Source organism: Pseudomonas putida NBRC 14164, from assembly GCF_000412675.1.
Lineage (GTDB): Bacteria > Pseudomonadota > Gammaproteobacteria > Pseudomonadales > Pseudomonadaceae > Aquipseudomonas > Aquipseudomonas putida.
This window is the reverse complement of the sequence record NC_021505.1, coordinates 4,005,068-4,030,182: the sequence shown is the minus strand read 5'-3', so window position 1 is coordinate 4,030,182 and position 25,115 is coordinate 4,005,068. Positions and strand designations below refer to the sequence as shown.

General features: G+C 63.4%; 22 protein-coding genes, 4 tRNA genes and 2 pseudogenes. 18 read left to right on the top strand and 10 right to left on the bottom strand.

The window, feature by feature from the left end; genetic code table 11:
• The first annotated feature begins 48 nt into the window (after window positions 1-48).
• The 3 genes from PP4_RS17805 to PP4_RS17795 all read left to right on the top strand — a co-directional run bounded on the left by PP4_RS17805 (window position 49) and on the right by PP4_RS17795 (window position 2,734).
• Complete coding sequence (locus PP4_RS17805) at window positions 49-1,185, top strand: NAD(P)/FAD-dependent oxidoreductase (protein ID WP_016500581.1); 1,137 nt, start codon at window positions 49-51, stop codon at window positions 1,183-1,185.
• A 12-nt stretch (window positions 1,186-1,197) separates the two neighbouring features.
• The gene (locus PP4_RS17800) at window positions 1,198-1,575 is read left to right on the top strand and encodes a RidA family protein (RefSeq protein WP_016500580.1); all 378 of its coding nucleotides are present in this window, start codon (window positions 1,198-1,200) and stop codon (window positions 1,573-1,575) included.
• A gap of 94 nt (window positions 1,576-1,669) precedes the next feature.
• Window positions 1,670-2,734, top strand: a complete 1,065-nt coding sequence (locus PP4_RS17795; RefSeq protein WP_016500579.1) for a YkvI family membrane protein — start codon at window positions 1,670-1,672, stop codon at window positions 2,732-2,734.
• A gap of 110 nt (window positions 2,735-2,844) precedes the next feature.
• On the opposite strand, the gene mcpA is transcribed toward PP4_RS17795, so the two are convergent.
• Both mcpA and PP4_RS17785 read right to left on the bottom strand, forming a co-directional pair.
• Complete coding sequence (gene mcpA, locus PP4_RS17790) at window positions 2,845-4,731, bottom strand: methyl-accepting chemotaxis protein McpA (protein WP_016500578.1); 1,887 nt, start codon at window positions 4,729-4,731, stop codon at window positions 2,845-2,847.
• Between the two features lie 142 nt (window positions 4,732-4,873).
• Window positions 4,874-5,752 (bottom strand): LysR family transcriptional regulator, encoded by an 879-nt coding sequence (locus tag PP4_RS17785; RefSeq protein WP_016500577.1) that lies wholly within the window; start codon window positions 5,750-5,752, stop codon window positions 4,874-4,876.
• Window positions 5,753-5,854: 102 nt separating this feature from the next.
• Between PP4_RS17785 and PP4_RS17780 the strand changes: the two genes are divergently transcribed.
• Window positions 5,855-6,283: a PACE efflux transporter gene (locus PP4_RS17780; RefSeq protein ID WP_016500576.1), complete on the top strand. Its 429-nt coding sequence runs from the start codon at window positions 5,855-5,857 to the stop codon at window positions 6,281-6,283.
• Here the strand turns inward: PP4_RS17780 and PP4_RS17775 are convergent.
• The 4 genes from PP4_RS17775 to PP4_RS17760 all read right to left on the bottom strand — a co-directional run bounded on the left by PP4_RS17775 (window position 6,280) and on the right by PP4_RS17760 (window position 10,301).
• Window positions 6,280-7,341: a hypothetical protein gene (locus PP4_RS17775; RefSeq protein ID WP_016500575.1), complete on the bottom strand. Its 1,062-nt coding sequence runs from the start codon at window positions 7,339-7,341 to the stop codon at window positions 6,280-6,282. The genes PP4_RS17780 and PP4_RS17775 overlap by 4 nt on opposite strands.
• Window positions 7,342-7,553: 212 nt before the next feature.
• The gene (locus PP4_RS17770) at window positions 7,554-8,222 is read right to left on the bottom strand and encodes a GntR family transcriptional regulator (RefSeq protein WP_016500574.1); all 669 of its coding nucleotides are present in this window, start codon (window positions 8,220-8,222) and stop codon (window positions 7,554-7,556) included.
• Between the two features lie 16 nt (window positions 8,223-8,238).
• Window positions 8,239-8,943, bottom strand: coding sequence for a FadR/GntR family transcriptional regulator (locus PP4_RS17765; RefSeq protein ID WP_016500573.1), 705 nt, complete (start codon window positions 8,941-8,943; stop codon window positions 8,239-8,241).
• Window positions 8,944-8,987: 44 nt separating this feature from the next.
• Window positions 8,988-10,301, bottom strand: a complete 1,314-nt coding sequence (locus tag PP4_RS17760) for a C4-dicarboxylate transporter DctA (RefSeq protein WP_016485879.1) — start codon at window positions 10,299-10,301, stop codon at window positions 8,988-8,990.
• Between the two features lie 455 nt (window positions 10,302-10,756).
• On the opposite strand from PP4_RS17760, the pseudogene PP4_RS29880 reads away from it, so the two are divergent.
• The 3 genes and pseudogenes from PP4_RS29880 to PP4_RS17750 form a co-directional block, all read left to right on the top strand.
• A pseudogene (locus PP4_RS29880) lies at window positions 10,757-11,086 on the top strand (PAS domain-containing protein); the annotation flags it as partial.
• Between the two features lie 750 nt (window positions 11,087-11,836).
• Window positions 11,837-12,322, top strand: a pseudogene (locus PP4_RS29875) (methyl-accepting chemotaxis protein); the annotation flags it as partial.
• 13 nt (window positions 12,323-12,335) lie between these two features.
• Complete coding sequence (locus PP4_RS17750; protein ID WP_016500571.1) at window positions 12,336-14,024, top strand: putative bifunctional diguanylate cyclase/phosphodiesterase; 1,689 nt, start codon at window positions 12,336-12,338, stop codon at window positions 14,022-14,024.
• A 93-nt stretch (window positions 14,025-14,117) separates the two neighbouring features.
• Here the strand turns inward: PP4_RS17750 and PP4_RS17745 are convergent, their stop codons facing one another.
• Complete coding sequence (locus PP4_RS17745; protein WP_016500570.1) at window positions 14,118-15,866, bottom strand: sigma-54-dependent Fis family transcriptional regulator; 1,749 nt, start codon at window positions 15,864-15,866, stop codon at window positions 14,118-14,120.
• Between the two features lie 222 nt (window positions 15,867-16,088).
• On the opposite strand from PP4_RS17745, the gene PP4_RS17740 reads away from it, so the two are divergent.
• Genes PP4_RS17740 through PP4_RS17715 form a run of 6 tightly spaced genes read left to right on the top strand, consistent with a single transcriptional unit; the run spans window position 16,089 to window position 22,011 of the window.
• Window positions 16,089-17,183 (top strand): ABC transporter ATP-binding protein, encoded by a 1,095-nt coding sequence (locus tag PP4_RS17740; protein ID WP_016500569.1) that lies wholly within the window; start codon window positions 16,089-16,091, stop codon window positions 17,181-17,183.
• Complete coding sequence (locus tag PP4_RS17735) at window positions 17,183-18,280, top strand: ABC transporter ATP-binding protein (RefSeq protein WP_016500568.1); 1,098 nt, start codon at window positions 17,183-17,185, stop codon at window positions 18,278-18,280. The genes PP4_RS17740 and PP4_RS17735 overlap by 1 nt, the downstream gene beginning before the upstream one ends.
• Complete coding sequence (locus PP4_RS17730) at window positions 18,277-19,143, top strand: carbohydrate ABC transporter permease (RefSeq protein ID WP_016500567.1); 867 nt, start codon at window positions 18,277-18,279, stop codon at window positions 19,141-19,143. The genes PP4_RS17735 and PP4_RS17730 overlap by 4 nt, the downstream gene beginning before the upstream one ends.
• A 3-nt stretch (window positions 19,144-19,146) precedes the next feature.
• Complete coding sequence (locus PP4_RS17725) at window positions 19,147-19,947, top strand: carbohydrate ABC transporter permease (protein ID WP_016500566.1); 801 nt, start codon at window positions 19,147-19,149, stop codon at window positions 19,945-19,947.
• A gap of 12 nt (window positions 19,948-19,959) precedes the next feature.
• Complete coding sequence (locus tag PP4_RS17720) at window positions 19,960-20,232, top strand: DUF2160 domain-containing protein (RefSeq protein WP_016500565.1); 273 nt, start codon at window positions 19,960-19,962, stop codon at window positions 20,230-20,232.
• 39 nt (window positions 20,233-20,271) lie between these two features.
• Window positions 20,272-22,011, top strand: coding sequence for an ABC transporter substrate-binding protein (locus PP4_RS17715; RefSeq protein ID WP_016500564.1), 1,740 nt, complete (start codon window positions 20,272-20,274; stop codon window positions 22,009-22,011).
• A gap of 186 nt (window positions 22,012-22,197) precedes the next feature.
• Here the strand turns inward: PP4_RS17715 and folD are convergent, their stop codons facing one another.
• On the bottom strand, window positions 22,198-23,052 hold the full coding sequence (gene folD / locus PP4_RS17710) for a bifunctional methylenetetrahydrofolate dehydrogenase/methenyltetrahydrofolate cyclohydrolase FolD (protein WP_016500563.1): 855 nt from the start codon (window positions 23,050-23,052) through the stop codon (window positions 22,198-22,200).
• Window positions 23,053-23,322: 270 nt separating this feature from the next.
• On the opposite strand from folD, the gene PP4_RS17705 reads away from it, so the two are divergent.
• The 4 genes from PP4_RS17705 to PP4_RS17690 all read left to right on the top strand — a co-directional run bounded on the left by PP4_RS17705 (window position 23,323) and on the right by PP4_RS17690 (window position 23,766).
• Window positions 23,323-23,399 (top strand) — tRNA-Arg (locus PP4_RS17705).
• Window positions 23,400-23,441: 42 nt separating this feature from the next.
• Window positions 23,442-23,517, top strand: a tRNA-His gene (locus PP4_RS17700).
• A gap of 52 nt (window positions 23,518-23,569) precedes the next feature.
• Window positions 23,570-23,654: transfer RNA gene (locus tag PP4_RS17695), tRNA-Leu, on the top strand.
• 36 nt (window positions 23,655-23,690) lie between these two features.
• Window positions 23,691-23,766, top strand: a tRNA-His gene (locus PP4_RS17690).
• A gap of 73 nt (window positions 23,767-23,839) precedes the next feature.
• Here PP4_RS17690 and PP4_RS17685 read toward each other — a convergent pair.
• Complete coding sequence (locus tag PP4_RS17685; RefSeq protein ID WP_016500562.1) at window positions 23,840-24,136, bottom strand: XRE family transcriptional regulator; 297 nt, start codon at window positions 24,134-24,136, stop codon at window positions 23,840-23,842.
• A complete protein-coding gene (locus PP4_RS17680; protein ID WP_016500561.1) occupies window positions 24,133-24,489 on the bottom strand; it encodes a type II toxin-antitoxin system RelE/ParE family toxin in 357 nt (118 codons plus the stop codon). The genes PP4_RS17685 and PP4_RS17680 overlap by 4 nt, the downstream gene beginning before the upstream one ends.
• A 206-nt stretch (window positions 24,490-24,695) precedes the next feature.
• On the opposite strand from PP4_RS17680, the gene PP4_RS17675 reads away from it, so the two are divergent.
• A complete protein-coding gene (locus PP4_RS17675; protein ID WP_016500560.1) occupies window positions 24,696-24,995 on the top strand; it encodes a DUF6388 family protein in 300 nt (99 codons plus the stop codon).
• Window positions 24,996-25,115: the final 120 nt, after the last annotated feature.

Below are 25,115 nucleotides of genomic sequence, written 5' to 3'. Positions count from 1 at the left end.
CATATATTAGAATTCTCATAAATGATAATTAGCCTGGCAGGAGCGTGCATGACCCCAACCTACGACACCCTGATCATCGGTGCCGGCATTGCCGGTGCGTCGCTGGGCTATCGCCTGGCGGGCCAGCAGCGCGTACTGCTGCTCGAGCGCGAATCACAGCCTGGTTACCACTCCACCGGGCGCTCGGCGGCCATGTTCATGGAGGCCTACGGCACCGCGCAGATCCAGGCACTGACCCGCGCCAGCCGGGCCTTTTACGAAACGCCGCCACAAGGCTTCTGTGAGCATCCGCTGCTGGAACCGCGCGGCTGCCTGTATGTGGCCAGCGTGGAGCAGCGCGAGCTGCTTGAGCAGACCCATGCGCAGAACCTGGCCAATGGCACCGAAGTCCGCCTGCTTGACCGTGACGCCGCCCTGGCCCTGGTGCCCAGCCTGCGTGGCGAAGCCCTGGCCGGCGCAGTGCTTGAACCGGGTGCCATGGACCTGGATGTTCACGCCTTGCACCAAGGCTTCTTGCGCGGTTTACGCGCCGCCGGCGGAGAGCTGCGCTGCAACGCCGAGCTTGTCCAGGCCTCGTACCTGGACGGGCTGTGGCAGGTGGAGCTGGGTGACGGCAGCCGGGTGCAGGCCCGTCAGTTGGTGAACGCTGCTGGCGCCTGGGCTGACCGCGTGGCCGAGCAGTGCGGCGTGGCGCGCATCGGCCTGCAACCTTGCCGGCGCAGCGCGTTCACCTTCCCCGGCCCGGCAGACCAGGACTTCGCCCGCTGGCCGGCAGTGATCGGCGTCGACGAAAGCTTCTACTTCAAACCCGACGCCGGCCAGTTGCTGGGGTCGCCAGCCAATGCCGACCCGGTGGAACCCCAGGACGCCGCGCCCGAAGAGCTCGACGTCGCCTTGGGCATCTACAACATCGAAGCCATGACCACCTTGGCGATCCGACGCCCCAGCCACACCTGGGCCGGGCTGCGCTCGTTCGTTGCCGACGGTGACCTGGTGATCGGTTTCGATGCGCACGCCCCCGCGTTTTTCTGGCTGGCGGCGCAAGGTGGCTATGGCATCCAGTCCGCCGCCGGCGCCTCGCGCCTGGCCGCCGACTTGCTGCTTGGCCAACACCTGTGCCCTAGTCTTGTCAGCCAGGGCGTGGCGCCCGAGCGCCTGTCCCCGGCCCGTTTCCAACAATCCTGAAAGGAGCATCTCATGAGCAATGACATCCAGCGTTTCCCCAGCAGCCTGCCGTTTCCGTTTTCCCGTGCGGTGAAGGCGGGTGGTTTCCTGTTCCTCTCCGGCCAGGTGCCGATGAGTGCCAGCGGCGAAGTGGTGCGCGGTGATATCCAGACCCAGACCCGCGCCGCCTGCGAGCGCATCGCCGAAAGCCTGGCAGCGTGCGGCGCGCGTTTCGACCAAGTGGTAAAGGCCACGGTATGGCTGTCGGACATGAGCCATTTCGCCGGTTTCAACGAGGTCTACAAAGAGTTCTTCGGCGCGGCGCTGCCAGTGCGTTCGACTGTGGCCTCGGCGTTGGCACTGGGGGTGGACGTGGAGATTGAAGTGCAGGCGTTTGTCGGCGACGAGTAACCAGGCACGAAGCTTTTGTAGGAGCAGCGCAAGGCTGCGCCTACAAGAGATATGGGGTGGCAGTAAGACAACAACAATAAATCCAGAGGTTCACATGCAAGAGCAACTGAAGATTGCCGGCGCATTTGTCGGCGTGATCGTGGGGGCAGGGTTCGCTTCAGGGCGGGAACTGTTGTTGTTCTTTGTCGACTTCGGCGTGTGGGGGCTGGTCGGCGCGCTGGGCAGCGCCGCCCTGTTCACCTTCCTCGGCATGGCCCTGGCGGCGTTGGGCAACCGCCAGCAGGCCACATCGCACAAGGATGTGATCCAGGCCATCTGCGGCCGCCACCTGGGCCTGTTCGTCGACTGGCTGATCACCTTTTTCATGTTCGCTGTCACCGTGGTCATGCTGGCCGGCGGTGGTGCGCTGCTGGAGCAGCAGTTCGGCATTCCGGCACTGACCGGCAGCGTGCTGGTAACGATGGTGGTGGTGGGCATCGTGTGCCTTGACGTGCGCAAGGTGATCCTGGCCATTGGCGCCATCACCCCGCTGTTGATCCTGGTGGCGTCGGCAATCGCGTTGTATGCCGTATTCACCCGCGACCAGAGCTTCGCCGCGCTGGATCACCTGGCCAGCCAGCAACAAGCCGGCACCCGCCACTGGCTGCTGGGCGCGTTCCTGTATGTGTCTTACAACATTGTGGCTGGTGCGCCGATCCTGGCCATACTGGGCGGTTCGGCCAAGGGCGAGAAAACCGCAATGTGGGGTGGCCTGCTCGGTGGCGCGGCGCTGGGTGGCCTGATGCTGGTGATGAGCGCGGGGCTGTTGTCGCGCCTGGACAGCGTGGCCGACTTGCCCATGCCGATGCTGTCGATTGCCAGCGAGGTGTCGCCGCTGCTGGGGCTAGTGATGTGCCTGATCATCTTCGGCATGATCGTCAACACCGCGGTGGGTACGTTGTTCTCGTTCCTTTCACGGCTGCTTCCGGCGGGCACGGCGAAGTTCCGCTGGGGCTCGGTGGTTACCGGGGTGGTGGCGTTTGGTTGCAGCCTGGTGGGGTTCATCAGCCTGGTTGGGGAGGTGTACCCGTTCTTTGGCTACCTGGGGTTCGTGCTCATGGCAGCGGTGTTGCTGGCCTGGGTGCGGCGGGGCAGGGCCGCCAAGGCGGCGTTGGCATAAGGGGCTGCTGAGGAGTTCGATCGCGACGCAAGGCCGCTCCCACAGGTATAACGCGGTACTTGTGGGAGCGGCCTTGTGTCGCGATTAGGGCGCAAAGCGCCCTCAGGCAATTAAATCCTGAAGCTGCCCACCAGTTGCTTCAAGCGCCCGGCCTGCTGGGCCAGCTGGTCGCAATGGCGCAGGGTGTCGTTGAGGTTTTCCACACCCTGCTGGTTCAGGGCGTTAATCTGGGTAATGTCCAGGTTAAGGCTCTCGACCACGGCAGTCTGTTCTTCGGTGGCGGTAGCCACCGACTGGTTCATGCCATCGATTTCGCCAATGCGCTGGGTCACACTGGCCAGGCGCACACCGGCCTGGTTGGCCACCTGCACAGTCTGCTCGCTGGACACCTGGCTGGTGTTCATGGTGTGCACCGCTTCGCGCGAGCCTACTTGCAGGCTGGTGATCATGCGGTGAATTTCTTCCGCCGATTCCTGGGTGCGGTGCGCCAGGTTGCGCACTTCGTCGGCCACCACGGCAAAGCCACGGCCAGCTTCACCGGCACGGGCCGCCTCGATGGCGGCGTTCAGGGCCAGCAGGTTGGTTTGCTGCGAGATGCCCTTGATCACGTCGAGGATCTTGCCGATTTCGTCGGTGCTGGCGTTAAGCGTTTCGATCTGCGCGCAGGATTCGCTGATGCGCTGCGACAGGGCGGTCATGGCGCTGATCGCTTCCTCGACCACTTCACGGCCGCCGTGGGCCTGCTCACTGGCGCCGCTGGCATGCTGCGAGGCATCGGCGGCGTTGCGGGCGATTTCCTGGGTGGCGGCACCCAGCTCGTTGATGGCGGCGGCCACGCTGTTGGTGCGCATGCTCTGTTCTTCAGAACCACTGATCGAGGCGTTGGAGGCGCTGACCACTTTCTCCGACAGGTCATGCACCAGGCGGGTGGCCGAAGACACTTCGCTGATCGAGGCATGGATGCGCTCGACAAAGCGGTTGAACGAGGTGGCCAGCTCGCCGAACTCGTCCTTGTTCTGCACGGTCAGGCGGCGGGTAAGATCACCTTCACCCTCGGCGATGTCGCGCATGGCGCGGCCCATGGTGGTGAGCGGGCTCATCAGCACCGGGATCAGCAGGCCGAGCAGGCCGGCGATGGCCGCCACGGCAATCAGCATGGCGATGATCGCCGAGGTGCGGAACTGGCTGAGCGCGGCGTAAGCCTTGTCTTTGTCGATCGACAGACCGATGTACCACTGCGCCGACGGCAGCCCGGCCACCGGGGCGAAGGAGATGATGCGGTCCTGGCCGTTCAGGGTGACATCCTGCATGCCAGCGGCAACCCGCAGATTGCTGCCGGGGTAGATGTCCTTGAGGTTCTTCATCACCTGGTCTTTGTCTGGGCTGACAATCACCTGGCCATTGGCGTCGGCCAGGAAGGCATGGCCGATGCCACCGAAATCCACCGAGTTGATGATTTCGACCAGGGTGTCGAGGGTCACGTCACCACCGACCACACCCAGCAGTTCGCCATTGTTCTTGCTCTTCACCGGGGTGGCGATGGTCACCATCAGGCCACCGACGGCGCCCTGGTAAGGGGCTGTCAGCACGGTTTGCCCGGCGTTGGCGGCGGCGCCATACCACGGGCGCTGGCGGGGGTCGTAACCGGCAGGCATCTGGGTGTCCGGGCGCTGGGTGAACACCCCGTTGGCCTGGCCCAGGTAGGTGAACAGGAAATTGCGCGTGTAGGAAGGCTGCTCGATCAGCCCGGCCAAGGTATCGCCGGCACCTTGCTGGCCGATGTCCTGGGCCAGGTTTTCCAGCACCAGGATGCGCCCGCTCATCCAGTTTTGCACGCTGCTGGCGGTCAGTGCACCGGACTGCTGCACCGAGGCTTCGATGTTCTGGCGAATAGTGTTGCGTTGCAGGTAGTCGTTGTAGAGCGTGAACAGGGCAAATGCCAGGACCACGACGCCGCAGGCGCTGAGCAGGATCTTGTGGCGAAATTTCAGGTTCATGTTTCGAGACCTTGAGCCAATGAGGGGAGGGCGCAGCACGCTCATGACGCGATGCGGGGCCTGTCGACCGGGATATCGGCCCAAGAGGTAAAAGATTGAAGCACTTACAGTAATTTCTTAGGGGCGTTTCGACAGACGGCAGTCACTGATTCGCCAGCTGTTCGATCAACAGCCGTGCAGCCTGCTGCAGCGGTTGTTGTTTGCGCCAAAAAATGTGTACCGGCAGCTGCAACTCGTTGCGCGTATTGCGAAAATCCAGGCGTACAAGGCGCCCGCTGGCCAGCAGCGGCGCGACCCGCGACAGCGGCAGGTCGCCCCAGCCCAGGCCGGCTTCGACCATCTGTAATGCCAGGTCGAAGCTGTCGGTGGACCAATGCGTTGCACCAATCAGCGGGCGCGGGTCGGCCAGTGGCAAGTCGCGGCTGCGTACAAGAATCTGGCGCACCCGGGTCAGGTCTTCGAGGTAGTGGATGCGCCCCTCGCGCAAGGCTGGGTGGGTGGGCGACAGCGTCGCCACCAGCGACTCCATGCCGATGTGCTGGAAGCCTCGGCGGGCATCGACCTGCAGGCCGGCAAAGGCCACACAGAGGTCGGCCCGCCCACTGTCCAGCAGATGCAGGGCTTCTTCGTGCGGGGCGCTGAGCAGGGCGATGTCCAGCAACGGGTGGCGCTCGCCGAGGCTGGCGATGGCGGCCAGCAACGGGCGGTGGTCGATGTCCGGCACAACGGCCACGCTCAGGCTGCTTTCCAGCCCCTGGGACAGCTCCAGGGCATGTACCTGAAGCAGCCCCAGCTGTTCGGCAATCAGCCTGGCGTGTGGCTCCAGGGCCAAGGCCTTTGCGGTAGGCCGGACCTCGCGTGAGCCGCGTTCGAACAGGCTGTAGCCCAGCTCGGCCTCAAGGTTGCCGATGGCCATGCTCACGGCCGAGGGCACCCGCTGCAGGGCGCGTGCGGCGGCGGAAAACGAGCCGCGGTCGAGCACGGCAAGAAACAGCTGGATGTTGTCGCTGGAAAAGTTCATGGCAGCCTCCTGTCAGTAGATCTGACAGCTGCTGACTTTTGCTGTCAAGCACGATGAAGCATGATCGCGCCCCATCGCTATTGTCATTGGAGGTAACCCCGGGTGCAGGGACTGAAACGCAAACTGGTCTACGTGACTTTCTATGAACTGATCGGGCTGTGCATGTCGACCCTCGGGCTGGCCTACCTGTCGGACACCCAGGCGTCGCATACCGGGCCATTGGCGGTCATGATCACCACCATCGCCATGCTCTGGAACCTGGTCTACAACACCCTGTTCGAACACTGGGAGAGCCGCCAGGCCAAGCGCGGTCGCAGCGTGGGGCGCCGAGTGGCGCATGCCATCGGTTTTCAGCTGACCCTGGTGGTGTACCTGATCCCGCTGATTGCCTGGTGGCTGGACATGACGCTGGTTGAAGCGCTGCTGGTGGACATGGCGTTCATCATTCTGGTGCCGTGTTACACCTTTGCCTACAACTGGGCGTTTGACCGGGTGTTTGGGCTGCCCAGCTCGGCCATGGCTACCGCCTAAGGCGGCAGGCGGATGATCAAAGGTTCTTGCTGCTGCTTCACCTGCTGCTCAGCCGGTTGCTCGGCTGGCCGCGGCATGCTGGCCAGCAAGCTGTCCTCAACCTGCCCCGACAGGTAATACACCCCCGCCATTGCCCCGCTCTGGCGGTTCTCCATCAACTCCTGCCATTCCTGGTTCAGTGCCACGTTGAGGATCACCCGCAACTGCTCGACCATCTGCGGCTGCTCGCGGTCATGGGTCATCATGCCGTAGCCGGCCGCGGCGATCGAAATCATGGCCCCTGCCACTTTCCCGACTGCCGATGCCACGGCGCTGGCGATGCCGCGTGGGGCCAGGGTAGCGCCGAGCTTGTCGCTCGCCTGGGTGGCCACCGAATTCAGCCCGACATCGGTCTTCCCGGGGCCTTTGCTGGCCAGTTGGTGAAGGTGCTGGCGCATGGCTTGCCAGGCCGGCTGCTGGTCCAGCGGCTTGGCCCGTAGCAGTTGATACAGGCTGGCATTGCGGGCATCCGGTGGCCCCAGGGCGATGGCGGGGATCCGGTTGAGGCGCTGGCTGAGCTGCTCGGGCGGTGCGTTGTAGCGGCTGATGATGGCTGGCAGCTGCTGGCCGAACAGTTGCAGGTACAGCTCGCAGGCCCGGTCGCGGATGCCCTCGGGGTTGATCTGTTCGGCCACCGGCTCGATCACCCGCTCGTGGTACTGCTCCTGCAGGTACAGGGCCAGGCGCTTTTCCGCAGGTTCCCGGCCTTTGCCACTGTCCAGTTTGTACCAGGCCACCTTGAGGGTCAGCCACTGCTGGGTCCAGTAGCCGGTGAACCAGGGGATGAAGTCACTTTCAGTGCGCTGTTGTACCTGCTCCCGCCACACCCGCATGGAGCGCCGGGCATAGTCGTTGGCCGAACCGGCGGCGCCGACCGAGGCATCGATCAGTTCCTGGTCGATGCGTTGCCAGGCGGCAGGCGTGAGCACCGCAGGGGGTGGCGGGGCAGGCGGGCGCTTGCCCGCGCAACCGGCGAGTGCCAGCAGAAGGCACAGCAGCAGAGGGATTCGAGAACTCACGCAACCGCCTCCCTGGTAGAGGCTGGGGTGGTTCTCGCAGTATAGGGTGGGGTTATTGGAGCTGCTGTGCAGCCCATCGCCCGGCCACCGCGGCCCCTGTAGGAGCAGCCTTGTACTGCGAAGAGGCCGGCAAGGCAAAAGATCATCTTCGCCAGCTATGGCCTCTTCGCAGCACGAGGCTGCTCCTACAGGAACCGCGTCAGCATGAGCCGCTATTTCAGGTCGAGCTTTTCTTCCAGGCGGTCCAGGTGCTTGTGCATCAGCCCAAGCGCCGCCTCGGCATTGCCTTGCTCCACGGCATCGATGATCGCCGCATGTTCCTGCCAGGCGCAGTGGTCGCAGCACGGCGATTCGTAGCGGGCGATGATCAGCGAGGTCATGGGAACCAGGCCATTGAGAAACCGCGCCAGTGGCGCATTGGCTGCCACCTGCGCCAGCTTGAGGTGAAACTCGCCGCCCAGGCGGATCGCCGCGCAACGTTCGCCGCTTTCATGGTGCTGGCGTTCGCGGTCCACCAGTTGCCGCAGCTGGCGCACCTGCGCCGGCCGGGCGCGCTGGGCAGCCAGGGTGATCAGTGTGGTTTCGGCCAGGCGCCGGGCACTGAGCACCTGGCGCGCCTGGTCCGGGTCGGGCGCGGCCAGGTGCGCGGTGTGGCTGGGGCGCTGCACCACCACCTGCTGGTCGGACAGGCGCCCAAGTACACGCCGAATCACGGTGCGGCTGACACCAAAGGCATGGCCCAGCGCCTGCTCGGGCAACAGGGCCCCTGGTGGCAGGCGCTGTTCGAGAATGGCGTCGAACAGCCGAGGGTAGATCTGCTCGGCCGACAGGCGGGTTTCGCCAGCAGCCAGCAGGGCTGGCAGGTGGGGGGCGGCGTTCATGGTCGCTCTCCTGGGGTCATGGGCGCGGGTGGTCGTCCGGGATGTTCAACGGGATGCCCATGCGCTGGCCTTCGGCCAGAATGTGCTGGCGCATCTGGGCGCTGGCCTGGGCACTGTTGCGTTCGCGAATGGCGCGTACCACGGCTTCGTTTTCCTTGAGCCGCGCGGCCAGGTGTTCCGGCGAATTGCGCAGCATGTCGGCACTTTGCTTCAAGGCATTGCCGGTCTGCTGCACCACGCTCTGGAAGATCGGGTTGGTGGTAAGGGTGAACAACGCCTCATGGAACGCGATGTAGGCTTTTACCCCGGCTTCGCTGTCATCGGCCTCCAGCGCTTCACGCATGTCCATCAGGGTGAGGCGCAACTGGCCGACGTCCTGGCTGTTGGCCGACTGCGCCACCAGCCCGACGATGAAGGGTTCGAGGGTGTAGCGCAGCTCCAGCACATCGGCCAGGCTGGCCGCAGCGCTGGTGTCCATGCCTGGTTCCGGGATGACGGCGTCGGCGTCCAGTACCAGTACGCCCTTGCCCGGCAGCGAGCGTACCAGGCCCAGAGTTTCCAGTACGGTCACCGCTTCGCGCAGGCTTGGGCGGCTGATGCCCAGCTGTTCGGCCAGCTCACGCTGGCCCGGCAGCATGTCGCCGGTGCGCCATTGGCCCCGGGCCAGGGCCTGGCGCAGTTTTTCCACCACTGAGGTGACGACGGTCGATGAGCTGATCACGGTTCGCTCCTGCAAGGGCCGGCGTCATCGCCGGCCACTTTCGGTCAAAATTCCTGTTGATGATGTGTGTTGGGCTGTTTGCGCGGCGTCGGGGTAAAGCCGAGCTTGCCGTCGAGCACGTTCTGCGCGCGCTCCAGGTCAATGTCCTTTTCCCAACGGGCGATGGCCACGGTCGCCACGCAGTTGCCAATCAGGTTGGTCAATGCCCGGCCGATGCCCATGAACCAGTCCACCGCCAGCACCAGCACCAGGCCCACCACCGGAATCGCCGGCACGGCTGTCAGGGTGGCGGCGAGGATCACCAGCGCCGAGCCTGGGATGCCGTGAGCCCCCTTGGAAGTCACCAGCGACACCAGCAGGATGGTCAGCAGGTCGGTCATTTCCAGCGGTGTGCCGGTGGCGTTGGCGATGAACACGATGGCCAGGGTCAGGTAGATGGAGAAGCCGTCGAGGTTGAACGAGTAGCCGGTGGGGATGACCAGGCCGACCGTGGAGCTGCCAATGCCCAGGTGCTCCAGCTTGCGCATGATCTGTGGCAGCACGGCGTCGGACGACGCGGTGCCAAGGACGATGGTCAGCTCTTCACGCAGGTACTTGATCAATGGCAGCAGCTTCAGGCCCGACAGGCGCATCACCGTACCCAGCACGATCAGCACGAAGCCGGCGCAGGTCAGGTAGAACAGTGCCACCAACCCGCCCAGGTGCTGCAGCGACTCCAGGCCATACTTGCTGGTGGTGAAGGCGATTGCGCCGAACACGCCGATGGGGGCCAGGCGCACGATCATGCCCATGATGCGGAAGATCACATGGCTCAGTTCGTTGATCAGCCTTGAAATGCCGGCGGCCGAGTCACCCACCAGGTTCAGTGCGCTACCAAAAAGCACCGAGAACAGCAGCACCTGGAGAATGTTGTTGTCGGCGAAGGCACCCACCACCGAGGTGGGGATCAGGTCCATGAAGAACGCCGTGGCGCCATGGATGTGCTGGCCGCGCTCGGCCAGGCCGTTGGCATCGGCGCTGGACAACTGGTCCAGGTGGATGTTGGCACCGCTGCCGATGCCGCTGCTGAAGGCGAACACCAGGCCGATCACCAGCGCCAGGGTGGTCAGCACTTCAAAGTAGATCACCGACTTCAGGCCGATGCGCCCGACCTTTTTCAGGTCGCCCGCGCCCGAGATACCGCTGACCACCACGCAGAACACGATCAGGCCGATGAGCATCTTGATCAGCTTGATGAAGCCGTCGCCGAGGGGTTTGAGTTGCAGGGAGAGGTCGGGAAAACTGAGACCGCAGGCGATGCCGAGGGCAAGGCCGAGCACGACTTGCAGGAATATCGAACGCGAGCACCATTTGAGCATGGGGGGAGTCTCTGATCGGTGTCCTTGCTTCGGTAGCCGCACGGGGCGAAAGAGCGCAGGACTTAATTATTGTGGTCTTACCGGTTTGTTCAGCGCGAAGCCATAAAAGCGCGAAAAATCCTACATTGCAAGGGTTTTTGGCCTTACCGGTCTGACCAGTTGTGGTGCAATTTGGCTTGCCAGGCTCTACTTCGGTGCGTGCCGTGTGGGGATCCCGTACGCGTTTGTGCAGGGCCCGGCCACTGCCGGGAATACCGCTGCAATCAGCTTGCCAAGCGCGGCCGGGAACGTTGAATCATCGATAACGCCATGATCCGTAAGGTTTATTTGCTTTATGTGGCGGGACTCGTAGAATCCCGCGCCTGACCGGGCAGTCACCAAGAGCGCTTTTACGGATTTTTTTCCCGCAAAGGCTCGCAGCAGGCGCCTGGCACCCCCTTGAATGGAGTCTCATCGTGCGCCTCAACCTGCCGGTAACCCCGGTCGAGCAACGTTTTCCCTCTGGCCAGCGGCTGATTTCCGCTACCGATACCGCCAGCCTGATCACCTATTGCAACCCCGAATTCGCCGCCATCAGCGGCTACAGCGATGCCGAACTGATCGGCAGCCCGCACAACCTGGTGCGCCACCCGGACATGCCGCCGGCGGTATACGAGTTGATGTGGCGCTACCTGAAGGCTGGCAAGAGCTGGATGGGCATCGTCAAGAACCGCTGCCGTAACGGCGACTATTACTGGGTCAACGCCTACGTCACGCCTATCCTCGAAGGCGGGCGGGTTGTTGGCTATGAGTCGGTACGGGTGTGCCCCACGCGTGAGCAGGTCGCCCGCGCCGAGGCCCTGTATGCGCGGATGCGTACCGGCCAGGCGGTACTGTCGGCGCCGCGGCGGCTGAGCCTGCTGGTGCAGGCCCTGGCGTTGCCCCTGGCCGGTGGGCTGTTGGCGCTGGGCGCCAACCAGCTGTGGCCTGGCCTGGTGGGACAGGGGCTGACCGTGGGGTTGTTCATGGCGTATGGCCTGTGGGCACGCAACGCCCTCGGCCGCCAGATACAGCAGGTGGTCGAGGGGGCCGAAGGTACCTTCGCCGACCCGGTCGCGGCGTTGACTTACAGCGACCTGCCTGGCGCTGCCGGGCAGCTGCAACTGATGCTGATCAGCGAAGAGGCACGGTTGAAAACTGCGTTGACGCGGTTGAGCGACCTGGCCGGGCAAATGGCCGTGGCGGCCCACGATGCCGGGCAGTTGTCACGCAGCACCGAGGCAGCGTTGCTGGAGCAGCGCGCAGAAACCGACCTGAGCGCCACGGCAATGAACCAGATGGCGGCCTCCATCGGTGAAGTGGCCAACCACGTGCAGTTGACTGCGGCCGAAGCCCACACGGCGCACCAGCTGGCCGAACAGGGTAGCCAGGTGGCCGATGCCAGCGGCGCGGCCATTCGCACCTTGGCCAGCACGGTGACCCAGATCAACCAGGCAGTCAGCCACCTGGCCGGTCAGACCGGTGCCATCGCCGAGGCGGCCGGGATGATCCGCGGTATTGCCGAGCAGACCAACCTGCTGGCCCTGAACGCAGCCATTGAAGCCGCGCGTGCGGGCGAACAGGGCCGTGGTTTTGCCGTGGTCGCCGATGAGGTGAGGGCGCTGGCTGACAAGACCCGCCAGTCGACCCTGCACATCCAGGCCATAATCGACACCTTGCGCAGTGGCGCCGAGGAAGCCGTGGCAATTGCCAGCCAGGGCATCACGGGCGCAGAGCAGGGTGTTGCCCAGGTACAGGAAACCCGCGAAGCACTGCATGGCATTCGTGATGCGGTGCAGCGTATCAGTGACATGAGCCAACAGATGGCCACCGCCTCGCAGCAGCAGTCGGCAGTGGCTGAGGACGTTTCGCGGCAGATCAATGGCGTGGCCGGCATTGCCCAGCACAGCGCTCAAAGCGCCAACGCTGCCGCCTCGCGCGGGGCCGAACTGGAACAGGTGTGCGTCGGCTTGCGCGCCCTGGTGGAGCGCTTCAACCGCTAAGGCAGGATGCTTCATGGATGATAACTATCGTGCGGCCGTGGACGCGGCCGCGATCTTTTCCGAAACCGACCTGCGTGGGAACATCACGTACGTCAACCAGCAGTTCTGCAGCATCTCGGGCTACAGCCGCGAGGAACTGCTGGGTGCCAACCACCGTATCCTCAACTCCGGCCTGCACGAGCCGGCGTTCTTCGTCGGCATGTGGCAGGCCCTGACCGCCGGGCGGGTGTGGAAGGGCGAAATCTGCAACCGGTCCCGGGACGGTTCGCTTTATTGGGTCGACAGCACCATGGTGCCACTGGTCGACCCGCTGACTGGCCAGGTGCGCAAGTATGTGTCGATCCGCTTTGACGTCACCGAGAAGCGCCAGCTGCTGCATACCTTGCAATGGCGGGTGGGCCACGATGTGCTCACTGGCCTGCCCAACCGCGCCTACCTGTCCGACCTGCTGAACCAGGCCTTGGCCTACTCGCGCCGCGAAGACATCTCGCTGGCGGTGTGCATGCTCGACCTGGATGGCTTCAAGGCGGTCAACGACGGCTACGGGCATGCCGTGGGCGACCTGCTGCTGGTGGAGGTGGCGCAGCGCTTGAAGAGTATCTTGCGCGGTGCTGATGCCGTGGCCCGGTTGTCGGGTGACGAATTCGTGCTGATCCTGCGCAATGTCGATGATGAGCGCCAGCTGCATGCAGCCCTGAGGCGGGTGTTGCGGGCATTGGCGGCGCCCTGTGTGGTACGCGAACACACGCTGTCGCTCAGCGCCAGCATCGGCGTGACCCTGTACCCCCAGGATGACGAAGATGCCGATACGCTGGTACGCCACGCCGACCAGGCCATGTATGTGGCCAAGCAGCGCGGGCGCAACCGCTATCACTTGTTCGACGTATCGCAGGAGCAGGAACTCAAGGCCACCCACCAGACGGTGGCGCGGGTGCGACGGGCCCTGAACAACCACGAGCTGTGCCTGTATTACCAGCCCAAGGTCAACCTGCGCAGTGGCCAGGTGCTAGGTTTCGAGGGCTTGCTGCGCTGGCAGCGGCCAGGCCGTGGCGTGGTGCCGCCCGGCGATTTTCTGCCCTGGGTTGAGCAGACCGACCTGATCGTCGAAATCGGCGAATGGGTGATCGGCCAGGCCCTGAGCCAGCTGCAGGCCTGGGGGCGCCAGGGGCAGTCTTGGTCATTAAGCGTGAACATCGCTGCACGGCATCTACAGCGCAGTGACTTTACCGAGCGCCTGCAGCAGCTATTGGCAGCGTACCCGCAGGTGGACCCGTCGCGGCTGGACCTGGAAATCGTCGAGTCAGTGGCCATCGACAACCTGCAGCACGTCAGCCGCTGCCTGGACGCCTGTCGTGCGCTGGGCGTGCGCTTTTCGCTGGACGATTTCGGCACCGGTTACTCGTCGTTGAGTTACCTCAAACGCTTGCCGACCCAGACGATCAAGATCGACAAGTCGTTCGTGCGGGACATCCTGCACGACCAGGATGACCTTGCCCTGACCGCCGCGGTGATCGGCCTGGCGCGAGCCTTCGGCCGCGAGGTCGTAGCTGAAGGCCTGGAGAGTGTGGAGCACGGCAGGGTGTTGATGGGCCTGGGCTGCGAGCTGGCGCAGGGCTATTGCATCGCCAGGCCGATGCCCGCCAGTGAAGTGCAAGCTTGGGCACAGACCTACCGCCAGCCGGTGCAGTGGCGCGACCCTTGAGCGGCAATCAGCCGCTCTGACTGACCTGGATGCAATAACAGCCAAATTGGCTGAATGAACGCGATCAAGTGCATCATTGGTGCAAATATGGCTTCACCGCGCCCGCAAACGCTTGTACAGCGTGGTGCGGCTGATCCCGAGCCGACGTGCGACCGCCGAGAGGTTGCCGTTGGCTTGCTCGACCAGCATCTGCAGGTCCGTCTCTTCGGCCGCCACCAGCACCGCCCTCTGCGACTCGGCCAGAAAGCCCGCAGGCAGGTGCTCTACGCCGACAGGCCCGTTGCCCGCCAAGGCCAGCGCAACTTGCAGCACGCTTGCCAGTTCACGCAGGTTGCCTGGCCAAGGGTGTTGATCCAGCAGGTCGATAATGGCCGGGGACAGCCGCGCGGGTTGCCCAGGGTCGCGAAAACGCGCATGCACCTGCTCGATCAACTGGCGCCGGTCACCGCGTTCGCGTAGCGGCGGCAGTACCACGGCCAGGCCGGCGATACGGTAATACAGGTCCTGGCGAAAGCGCCCGGCGCGCACTTCTTCGGCCAAGTCGCGGTTGCTGGCCGACACCACGCGGATATCCACTGCCACCGGCTCGCCACTGCCCAGCGGCTGTATGCTCCGCGACTGCAGCACACGCAGCAGGCGTGCCTGGGTAGGCAGTGGCATGTCGCCGATTTCATCGAGAAACAGGATGCCGTGGTGGGCTTTGCGGATCAGCCCCGGGTTGCCCTTGTGGTGCGCGCCGGTGAAGGCGCCTTTGTCGTAGCCGAACAGCTCCGACTCCACCAGCTCGGCGGGGATCGCCGCACAGTTGACGGCGACCAGCGGCCGGTTGGCCCGGCTGCTGGCGCGGTGCAGGCTGTCGACGAACACTTCCTTGCCGACGCCGGTTTCACCTTGCACCAACACCGGGATGTCTTTTTCCAGAAGCAGGCCGGCCTGTTGCAACGCTTTTTCCAGGCGCGGCTCGCCAGTGTCGGCCTCGGGGCGGCGAGCGGTTTTGCGTGGGGGATGCCACTGGCAATGAAAGCGGTTGCGCCCGGTGGCTTGCAGGGCAAATGTCTGTTCTCTGGGATGACTGAGCAGCTGTTGCAGGGGCAACTGGAACAGCTGCTCGATGTTCTGCCGCAGCGGATTACCACCGAGCAGGCTGTCGGCCCGGTGATTGGCGGCCAACACCTGCCCGCGCTCATCGAACACCAGCAGGCCGGCCCAAGGACTGTCGAGGTTGTCGGAGGCGCTATTGAAGATCAGCTGCGCATGCCGGTCGGCATGCTCGGCGAGTATCAGGCGGTTTTCCAGGCTCTGGCCCATCATGCGCACCAGGCCAAGCGTCTGGCTGGCCGGCAGGTAGCCGTCGCTGGCAACGTCGAGCACCCCGACCAGCTGCCGCGCGGCGTCGAACAGGGGGGCGGCTGCGCTGGACATGTAGCGGTTCTGGCGCAGGAAGTGCTCGTCCTGGCCCACGTGGATCGCCTGGGCGCAAATCAGCGTGGTGCCCAGGGCATTGGTGCCGACGCCACGCTCGAGCCAATGGGCACCGGCGCTGAAGCCCTGCTGCTGGTTCGGCTCGATGAAACGCCGCGAGCCCCAGCTATCGAGTATGCAGCCGCTGGCATCGGCCAGCATCACCAAGTAGCTGGCGTTGCCCAGCAGGTGTGTGTATTGCGGCAGTACTTCCTCGCGGGTCAGGCGCAGCAGAGCCTGGCGCTGTTCCAGCAATGCGCTGAGCTCGGTGCGGGTCAGGCAGTCGAAATCCGGCGCGTGCTGCGGCTGCAGGCCGTGATCGCGGCAGCGGGCCCAGGAAGCCTGGATCAGCTGGGCGTGGGTGGAAGCGGATGCGGCCATGGGCCTGTCCTTTGGGTTGTTGTTATGGGCCGACCGCTGTTCAGTGTTGTCCACGGGTGTTCATTGTCAAACCGGCAAGTGTTCAGTTGTTCAGTGATTGTGTTCAGGTGTGAAGCCGCGATTTGCCAGCGCTGCCACCCAGGCCCCGGACCAGAGCACCGGGGAGCGATTGGCACGGAACTGGCTGTGCACCGCAGACAACAATCACAAGAAGGCCACGCCATGTCCCTGGTGCTGGAGCAAGTCAGCCGCAGCGTCGATAACCAGCCCTGGATCGTCGAGGCTTCGCTGCGTTTCGAGCCCGGTGCGTTCAACGTGCTGCTGGGCCGCACCCTCGCCGGCAAGACCAGCCTGATGCGCCTGATGGCGGGGCTCGACCGCCCGGACCAGGGCCGGGTGCTGATGGATGGCCAGGACGTCACCGGTGTGCCGGTACGCCAGCGCAATGTGTCGATGGTGTATCAGCAATTCATCAATTACCCGACCTTGAGCGTGTTCGAAAACATCGCTTCGCCGCTGCGCCAGGCGCGCATGGCCGAGGACCAGATCCGCCGGCGGGTGCAGGAAACTGCCGAGATGCTGCGCATTGAAACCTACCTGCAGCGCCTGCCGCTGGAGCTTTCCGGCGGCCAGCAGCAACGCACGGCGATGGCCCGGGCATTGGTCAAGGATGCCTCGTTGATCCTCTTCGATGAGCCGTTGGTGAACCTCGACTACAAGTTGCGCGAAGGCCTGCGCCAAGAACTGCGCGAACTGTTTGCGGCGCGTCATTGCATTGCCGTGTACGCCACCACCGAGGCCAACGAGGCGCTGGCGCTGGGCGGCACCACCACTCTCGTGCACGAAGGCCGGATCGTGCAGAGCGGGCCCACCACCGAGGTGTATCAGCGCCCGGGCAGTGTGCTGGCTGCCGAGCTGTTTTCCGAGCCGCCGATAAACCTGGTGGCGGGCCGTATCAGTGGCAACGAGGTGAGCATTGCCCAGGCTGTACACTTTGCCCGCAATGCCGACTTGCAGCCGCTGGCCGAGGGCGACTACCGCTTTGGCGTGCGCCCCAGCCATATCACCCTGGTGCCGGCCCATGACGATGACCTGGAGCTGGCGGTGCTGGTGGAACTGGCAGAGATCAGCGGTTCAGAAACCTTCCTGCATGTGCGTAACGAATACTGGCGCATGGTCCTGCACCTGCCCGGTGTGCACGAATACCAGGTGGACACGCCGATTCGCGTGTTCATCCCCACGCACAAGCTGTTCGTCTTCGACAGCGCCGGGACGTTGGTGCAGGCCCCGGGGTTGCGCCAGGCAAGGAGAGGGTGATGGCCGAAATCCGCCTGCGCCAACTGGCGCACAGTTACAGCCGCCAGCCCGCCAGCGAGGCCGACTATGCCCTGCACGCACTGGATCATGTGTGGGAGCAGGGCGGTGCCTATGCCTTGCTCGGGCCATCGGGCTGCGGCAAGTCGACCTTGCTCAATATCATTTCCGGGCTGCTGACGCCGTCCCATGGCGAAGTGCTGTTCGACGGCAAACCGGTCAACCAGCTGTCACCACAGGCCCGCAATATCGCCCAGGTGTTTCAGTTCCCGGTGGTGTACGACACGATGACGGTGTTCGACAACCTGGCCTTCCCCTTGCGCAACCAGGGGCTGGATGAAGCCCGGGTGCGTGCCCGGGTGGAAGAAATTGCCGAGGTGCTCGACCTGGCGGGCGTGCTGCGCAAGAAGGCGCGCAACCTCAGTGCCGACGAAAAACAGAAGGTCTCCATGGGGCGCGGCCTGGTGCGCGATGACGTGTCGGCGATCCTGTTCGACGAGCCGCTGACGGTGATTGATCCGCACCTGAAGTGGAAGCTGCGGCGCAAGCTGAAGCAGATCCATGAGCAGTTCAATATCACCATGATCTACGTCACCCACGACCAGTTGGAGGCCTCCACCTTCGCCGACAAGATCGCGGTGATGCACGGCGGGCGCATTGTCCAGTTCGGCACCCCGCGCGAGCTGTTCGAGCGGCCGCGGCATACTTTCGTTGGCTACTTCATCGGCAGCCCGGGGATGAACCTGATCGACGTGCGTGCCAAGGCGGACGGGGTGGTGTTCGGCGATGTCCACCTGGCGCTGCCCGATGGCCTGCGCGAGCGCCTGGCGGCGACGGCGGGTGGGCGACTGCAGGTGGGCATTCGCCCGGAGTTCGTGCAGCTGTGGGACAGCCCGTTCGAGGGTGCCCACCCGGCACGGGTGCTGGATGTCGAAGACCTGGGCACCTACCGCATCGTCACCCTCGAACTGGGCGGTGTCGCGCTCAATGCGCGGCTGGGCGAGGACCGCCCGTTGCCCGTGGAGCAGGCCTGGGTCAGCCTGCCGGCGCAGTGGTTGATGTTGTACGTCGACGATGTGCTGCTGGAGGCCGGGCCATGAGCAACAAGGTGCAGAACAACAAGGCCTGGTGGCTGGTGCTACCGGTGTTTCTGCTGGTGGCGTTCAGCGCAGTGGTACCGATGATGACGGTGGTCAACTACTCGGTGCAGGACATCTTCGACCAGTCCAACCGCTACTTCGTCGGTGCCGACTGGTACCGCCAGGTGCTGCGTGACCCGGCGCTGCACGATGCGCTGCTGCGCCAGTTCATCTACTCCGCCTGCGTGCTGCTGATCGAGATCCCGCTGGGTATCGGCATTGCCCTGACCATGCCGACCAAGGGGCGTATGGCCTCGGTGTGTTTGATCATCATGGCGATCCCGCTGCTGATCCCGTGGAACGTGGTCGGCACCATCTGGCAGATTTTCGGCCGTGCCGACATCGGCCTGCTTGGCGCCACCCTGGCCAAGCTTGGGGTCAGCTACAACTATGCCGGCGACCCGTTCGACGCCTGGCTCACCGTGCTGGTGATGGATGTGTGGCACTGGACCTCGCTGGTGGCATTGCTGTGCTATTCGGGGCTGCGCGCCATCCCCGACGTGTACTACCAGGCTGCACGCATCGACCGTGCCTCGGGCTGGGCGGTGTTCCGCCATATCCAGCTGCCCAAGCTGAAAAACGTGCTGCTGATCGCGGTGATGCTGCGCTTCATGGACAGTTTCATGATCTACACCGAGCCATTCGTGCTGACCGGTGGCGGGCCGGGCAACGCCACCACGTTCCTCAGCCAGACCCTCACGCGCATGGCCGTGGGGCAGTTCGACCTGGGCCCGGCGGCGGCGTTCTCGCTGGTGTACTTCCTGATCATCCTGCTGGTGTCGTGGCTGTTCTACACAGCCATGACCCATGCCGACAAGGACTAGGCCATGAGCACGCGCAAATCGCTGGCCCTGCTGCTGTACTTCTTCTTCCTGCTGGTGCCGATCTACTGGCTGCTGAACATGTCGTTCAAGAGCAATACCGAGATCCTGGGTGGCCTGACCCTGTGGCCGCAGGCGTTCACCCTCGACAACTACCGGGTGATCTTCACCGATGCCAGCTGGTACAGCGGCTACCTCAACTCGCTGTATTACGTGTGCCTGAACACGCTGATTTCGCTGCTGGTGGCGTTGCCGGCAGCGTATGCCTTCTCGCGCTACCGCTTCCTCGGCGACCGCCACCTTTTCTTCTGGCTGCTGACCAACCGCATGGCGCCACCGGCGGTATTCCTGCTGCCGTTCTTCCAGCTGTACTCGTCGATTGGCCTGTTCGATACCCATATCGCCGTGGCCCTGGCCCACTGCCTGTTCAACGTGCCGCTGGCGGTGTGGATCCTGGAGGGGTTCATGTCGGGGGTGCCTAAGGAAATCGACGAAACGGCCTACATCGACGGCTACAGCTTCCCGCGCTTCTTCGTGAAAATCTTCATTCCGCTGATTGGCTCCGGCATCGGCGTCACGGCGTTTTTCTGCTTCATGTTCTCCTGGGTCGAACTGCTGCTGGCGCGCACCCTGACCTCAGTGAACGCCAAGCCGATTGCTGCGGTAATGACCCGCACCGTGTCGGCATCAGGCATCGACTGGGGTGTGCTGGCGGCGGCGGGGGTACTGACCATCTTGCCGGGCATGCTGGTGATCTGGTTCGTGCGCAACCATGTGGCCAAGGGCTTTGCCCTGGGCCGGGTGTGAGGAGGGCAACGCATGGAGTGGATGGCCTGGACCCTGCCGACGGCGCTGTTCTTCGTCGCCGTTGGCGTGCTGCTGGTGGGCATGACCCTGCTTGAACTGCGCCGCCCCTGCGTAGCGCGACGGGGCTTCTTGCCGCTGGTCACCAGCCGTGGTGACCGCTTGTTCATCGGCCTGCTGGCCAGCGCCTACCTGCACCTGCTGGTGGTCGGCGTCAGCGACTGGCCCTTGTGGGTGGCCTCGCTGCTATCGCTGGCGTGGCTGGTGGTGGTGCTGCGCTGGGGCTGAGCGAGCGGCCCTGTGGGATAACTGAAACGGGAGATCACAATGTTCGATAACAAGCACAACAGGCGACATTTGACCCTTGCCGCGTTGCTGGTACTGGCCAGCGCGCATGGCGCTGCCTGGGCCGACCAGTACGAAGATGCAGCAAAAAAATGGATCGGCAGTGAGTTCAAGCCCTCGACCCTTACCCCTGAACAGCAACTGGCTGAATTGCAGTGGTTCATCAAGGCCGCCGAGCCGTTCCGTGGCATGAAGATCAATGTGGTGTCGGAAACCATCACCACCCATGAGTATGAATCCAAGGTGCTGGCCAAGGCCTTCAGCGAGATCACCGGCATCCAGCTGACCCACGACCTGCTGCAGGAAGGCGATGTGGTGGAGAAACTGCAGACGCAGATGCAGTCGGACAAGAACATCTACGACGGCTGGGTCAACGACTCCGACCTGATCGGTACGCACTTTCGCTATGGCAAGGTGGAATCGATTACCGACCTGATGGCCAACGAGGGCAAGGCCTACACCTCGCCGACCCTCGACCTGAAGGATTTCATCGGTATTTCCTTCACCACTGCGCCGGATGGCAAGGTCTACCAACTGCCCGACCAGCAGTTCGCCAACCTGTACTGGTTCCGCGCCGACTGGTTCGAGCGCCCAGAGCTGAAGGCTAAATTCAAGGAAAAGTACGGTTATGAGCTGGGCGTGCCGGTGAACTGGTCGGCCTACGAGGACATTGCCAAGTTCTTCACCGAAGACGTCAAAGAAATCGACGGCAAGCGCGTTTACGGGCACATGGACTACGGCAAGAAAGACCCCTCGCTGGGCTGGCGCTTCACCGATGCCTGGTTCTCCATGGCCGGTGGCGGTGACAAGGGCCTGCCCAACGGCTTGCCGGTGGATGAATGGGGCATTCGCGTCGAGGACTGCCATCCTGTGGGGTCCAGCGTGACCCGCGGCGGCGACACCAACGGGCCGGCGGCCGTCTATGCCACGCAAAAGTACGTGGACTGGATGCGTGCCTACGCGCCCAAGGAGGCCCAGGGCATGACCTTCTCCGAAGCCGGCCCGGTACCGGCGCAGGGCAACATTGCCCAGCAGATATTCTGGTACACCGCGTTTACCGCCGACATGACCAAGCCTGGCTTGCCGGTGGTAAATGCCGACGGCACGCCGAAGTGGCGCATGGCGCCTTCGCCGAAGGGGCCGTACTGGGAGGAGGGGATGAAACTGGGCTACCAGGACACCGGCTCGTGGACGTTCTTCAAGTCCACCCCCGAGAAGCAACGCCTGGCGGCGTGGCTGTATGCCCAGTTCGTCACCTCCAAGACCGTGTCGCTGAAAAAGACCATCGTCGGCCTGACGCCGATTCGCGAGTCGGACATCAACTCCCAGGCCATGACCGACCTGGCGCCCAAGCTGGGCGGGCTGGTGGAGTTCTACCGCAGCCCGGCGCGGGTGCAGTGGACGCCGACCGGCACCAACGTGCCGGATTACCCGCGGCTGGCGCAGCTGTGGTGGAGCCATATCGCCGAAGTGGCCAGTGGCGAGAAGACCCCGCAGGAAGCCCTGGACGGCCTGGCCCGCGACCAGGACCGCATGATGGAACGCTTGCAGCGCTCCAATGCCCAGGCGACCTGTGCACCCAAGATGAACCCGGAGAAAGACGCCCAGTACTGGTTCGACCAGCCGGGCGCACCGAAGCCTAAGCTGGCCAACGAAAAGCCCAAGGGCGAGACAGTCAGCTACACCGAACTGCTGAAGTCGTGGGAGGCGGCGCGCAAGTGATCGGCTGAGCACCGCGTTGATTTCTTCGCGGGCTCGGCCGCTCCCACAGGCACTGCACCGCTCTCAAGGGTTGGGGTGTTCCTGTGGGAGCGGGCAAGCCCGCGAAGAGGCCAGCAAGGCCAATGCATAAATCACAGGCAAAAAAAACGGCACCTGCCAGAGGTGCCGTTTTCGCATCACGCGCTATTACTTATGCAGCTCTTCCGCCGCATACAGCGTGTTTTCCAGCAGGCAGGCCCGGGTCATCGGCCCGACGCCACCCGGCACTGGGGTGATCCAGCCCGCGCGCGGCAGGGCGGTCTCGTAGACCACGTCGCCGACCAGCTTGCCGTCTTCCTGGCGGTTGATGCCCACGTCGATGACGATGGCGCCTTCCTTGACCCACTCACCCTTGACCAGGCCCGGCTTGCCGGCAGCCACGACCACCAGGTCGGCACGCCCGACATGGCCGGCCAGGTCCTTGGTGAAGCGGTGGCAGACGGTCACGGTACAGCCGGCCAGCAGCAGCTCCATGGCCATCGGGCGACCCACGATGTTGGAGGCGCCGACGATCACCGCATCCATGCCATACAGGTCCTGACCAGTGCTTTCCAGCAAGGTCATGATGCCTTTCGGTGTGCAGGGGCGCAGCAGCGGAATGCGCTGGGCCAGGCGGCCTACGTTATACGGGTGGAAGCCGTCCACGTCCTTGTCCGGGCGAATGCGCTCGAGCAGCAGCGAGGCGTCCAGGTGCTCCGGCAGCGGCAGTTGCAGCAGGATGCCGTCTACAGCCGGGTCGTCATTGAGGCGATCGATCAGCTCGGTCAGGGCCTGCTGCGAGGTTTCGCTGGGCAGGTCAAATGCCTGCGAAATGAAACCGACCTCTTCGCAGTCCTTGCGCTTGTGCGAGACATAGACTTGCGAGGCGGGGTCGGTGCCGACCAGGATCACTGCCAGGCCGGGCGTACGCAGGCCTTGCTGGCGACGCTCCACGACACGTTGAGCGATCTGCTTGCGCAGGCTGGCGGCGATCGCCTTGCCATCGATTAGGTGTGCAGTCATAGACGCGTGATTAACCATCGAGAAGGAAACAATAAAGAGCGCGTATTCTCGCACGACACGCGCCAAGGGCAAAGGCGGGTGGTCGGGCAAATCCCCTAACCCCTTAAATAATTTAAATTTTTTTGAAAAAGGTGTTGACGACTTTCGGGGTCGCCTATAAGATTCGCCGCACTTGTCGGGCACAGCCTAGCACTGGTTGGCTAAGTCGGGCAGAATGAGTGGTTTAGCAGTTACCTGTTAATGACTCGTTCGGTTAGGCTTCAAGCTTAAGCGCCCGTAGCTCAGCTGGATAGAGCATCCGCCTTCTAAGCGGATGGTCGCAGGTTCGAGTCCTGCCGGGTGCGCCATTAGGCAGCATGGGCAAGCAAGTAAGGTTGTAATGCAATATGGTGGGCGTAGCTCAGTTGGTAGAGCGCCGGATTGTGATTCCGGTTGTCGTGGGTTCGATTCCCATCGTCCACCCCATATTCTTCAAAGGCGCCTCGATAGCATCTGGCGCCTTTGTTTTAAGCGTTACGCGGACGTGGTGAAATTGGTAGACACACTGGATTTAGGTTCCAGCGGCGCAAGCTGTAAGAGTTCGAGTCTCTTCGTCCGCACCATGCTTCTGTAAAGCTGTACTGCAACACTGCAATATGGTGGGCGTAGCTCAGTTGGTAGAGCGCTGGATTGTGATTCCAGTTGTCGTGGGTTCGATTCCCATCGTCCACCCCATATTCCAGAAGAGGCGCCTTGATCGTGAGATCGGGCGCCTTTTTGTTTTGAATCTTGATTAGTAGATCCTCGCTCAGGCGGGGGCGCTCTCTGGTACCAGGCGCACCTCCACGCGCTGCCCGAGAGCTCGTGCTGCGCTGGCCAGGGTTGCCAGTGTCATGCCGGGATCGTTCTGATCCAGCGCGCGGTCAACCGCAGTTCGGCTTGTGTGCATGCGTTCGGCCAGTGCCTTCTTGGTGACTTTCTGCGCTTTCATGGCTTCGGCGATTTGCCAGGCGATCACGCGTTTGAGGGCGGTTGCAGATACCGTTTCGGCAAGCTGCTCATTTGCCAGAAACTCATCGAAGTCGGTGCCGATGTGGGGGTTCATTGCTGGTGCCTCTCTATGGCGGCTTTGCGCTGCCTGGCGGTGGCCAGGTCCGGTGCTGGTGTTTTCTGGCTTTTCTTGATGAAGCCGTGAAGCAGGATCATGATGTTTCCCTCCACGGTAAAGAGAACCCGGGCGGTCTGGTTTGCCAGGTTGACCCTTGCCTCCCATAAGCCTTTGTCCAGCTTTCTGACAATGGGCATGCCTGGCGGCCAGCCCATTTGTATTGTCTTGATCTCGCTGCCAATCAGGTGTTTGTCCGTGCGCTGGAGAGAAGTCAGCCATTCGCGCACGGGCTCATTGCCAGCTTTGGTGCGGAAGAAGCGGGCTTTCAGTGTTGGGTCGTTCCTGTCCATGGAAGTGTACCAAAAAAGGTGCTCCATTCAAGCCTGGGCTGGTCGCTCCTGCCATAGGGCTTTTCCTATGATGTTGTAGGGCTGTTGGCCGGATGAAAAATCAATGCGTGCCGCCCCTTGCAATCCTCTAGTGGCATCCCAATAAAAGCTGTTAGATTTCAGCCGGTTGAAACACCGGCCAGGTTGGCCGGCAGAGGAACAGCTCAATGATTGCAAAAGAATCCCGTCAGGCCCTGGCGCTACAGCGCTTTGCCGAGGCCAACCCGCAGCTGCTCGAAGAGATTCGTGAGCTGGATGCGCGCGAGCAGGCCCAGCAGATCGAGTGGGCATTCGAGGATGCGGCCGATGAGCAGGGCATTCAGCCCTGGGAGCTGGCGCTGCAATTGATTGCCGAAACCCCGGAACAGCTGCAGGCCATGCGCCTGGAGACGCACCGCGAGGTGGCCGAGGCGCTGGGGATGGGGTGGGAAGAATATTGCCAGTTCAACGAAATCGATCCCGAGTAATAAAGGAAGCGAATTCGCCACTGGCAGTTGTTTGACAAGGTATTTCGGCTGCAGGTCGCCCTGGGCGTCGTGCGGCCCTTATTGAAGCAGGCTCGGCGGTAAGCCGTGCGGGCCTTGAAA

What these genes read in the sequence shown, in the direction of transcription:
- PP4_RS17785 (WP_016500577.1), bottom strand. Translation starts at nt 5,752, where the DNA reads ATGAACTTTTCCAGCGACAACATCCAGCTGTTTCTTGCCGTGCTCGAC.
- PP4_RS17720 (WP_016500565.1), top strand. Translation starts at nt 19,960, where the DNA reads ATGGAGTGGATGGCCTGGACCCTGCCGACGGCGCTGTTCTTCGTCGCC.
- PP4_RS17770 (WP_016500574.1), bottom strand. Translation starts at nt 8,222, where the DNA reads ATGAACGCCGCCCCCCACCTGCCAGCCCTGCTGGCTGCTGGCGAAACC.
- folD (WP_016500563.1), bottom strand. Translation starts at nt 23,052, where the DNA reads ATGACTGCACACCTAATCGATGGCAAGGCGATCGCCGCCAGCCTGCGC.
- mcpA (WP_016500578.1), bottom strand. Translation starts at nt 4,731, where the DNA reads ATGAACCTGAAATTTCGCCACAAGATCCTGCTCAGCGCCTGCGGCGTC.
- PP4_RS17685 (WP_016500562.1), bottom strand. Translation starts at nt 24,136, where the DNA reads ATGAACCCCCACATCGGCACCGACTTCGATGAGTTTCTGGCAAATGAG.
- PP4_RS17740 (WP_016500569.1), top strand. Translation starts at nt 16,089, where the DNA reads ATGTCCCTGGTGCTGGAGCAAGTCAGCCGCAGCGTCGATAACCAGCCC.
- PP4_RS17675 (WP_016500560.1), top strand. Translation starts at nt 24,696, where the DNA reads ATGATTGCAAAAGAATCCCGTCAGGCCCTGGCGCTACAGCGCTTTGCC.
- PP4_RS17805 (WP_016500581.1), top strand. Translation starts at nt 49, where the DNA reads ATGACCCCAACCTACGACACCCTGATCATCGGTGCCGGCATTGCCGGT.
- PP4_RS17750 (WP_016500571.1), top strand. Translation starts at nt 12,336, where the DNA reads ATGGATGATAACTATCGTGCGGCCGTGGACGCGGCCGCGATCTTTTCC.
- PP4_RS17735 (WP_016500568.1), top strand. Translation starts at nt 17,183, where the DNA reads ATGGCCGAAATCCGCCTGCGCCAACTGGCGCACAGTTACAGCCGCCAG.
- PP4_RS17725 (WP_016500566.1), top strand. Translation starts at nt 19,147, where the DNA reads ATGAGCACGCGCAAATCGCTGGCCCTGCTGCTGTACTTCTTCTTCCTG.
- PP4_RS17730 (WP_016500567.1), top strand. Translation starts at nt 18,277, where the DNA reads ATGAGCAACAAGGTGCAGAACAACAAGGCCTGGTGGCTGGTGCTACCG.
- PP4_RS17800 (WP_016500580.1), top strand. Translation starts at nt 1,198, where the DNA reads ATGAGCAATGACATCCAGCGTTTCCCCAGCAGCCTGCCGTTTCCGTTT.
- PP4_RS17760 (WP_016485879.1), bottom strand. Translation starts at nt 10,301, where the DNA reads ATGCTCAAATGGTGCTCGCGTTCGATATTCCTGCAAGTCGTGCTCGGC.
- PP4_RS17745 (WP_016500570.1), bottom strand. Translation starts at nt 15,866, where the DNA reads ATGGCCGCATCCGCTTCCACCCACGCCCAGCTGATCCAGGCTTCCTGG.
- PP4_RS17715 (WP_016500564.1), top strand. Translation starts at nt 20,272, where the DNA reads ATGTTCGATAACAAGCACAACAGGCGACATTTGACCCTTGCCGCGTTG.
- PP4_RS17680 (WP_016500561.1), bottom strand. Translation starts at nt 24,489, where the DNA reads ATGGACAGGAACGACCCAACACTGAAAGCCCGCTTCTTCCGCACCAAA.
- PP4_RS17795 (WP_016500579.1), top strand. Translation starts at nt 1,670, where the DNA reads ATGCAAGAGCAACTGAAGATTGCCGGCGCATTTGTCGGCGTGATCGTG.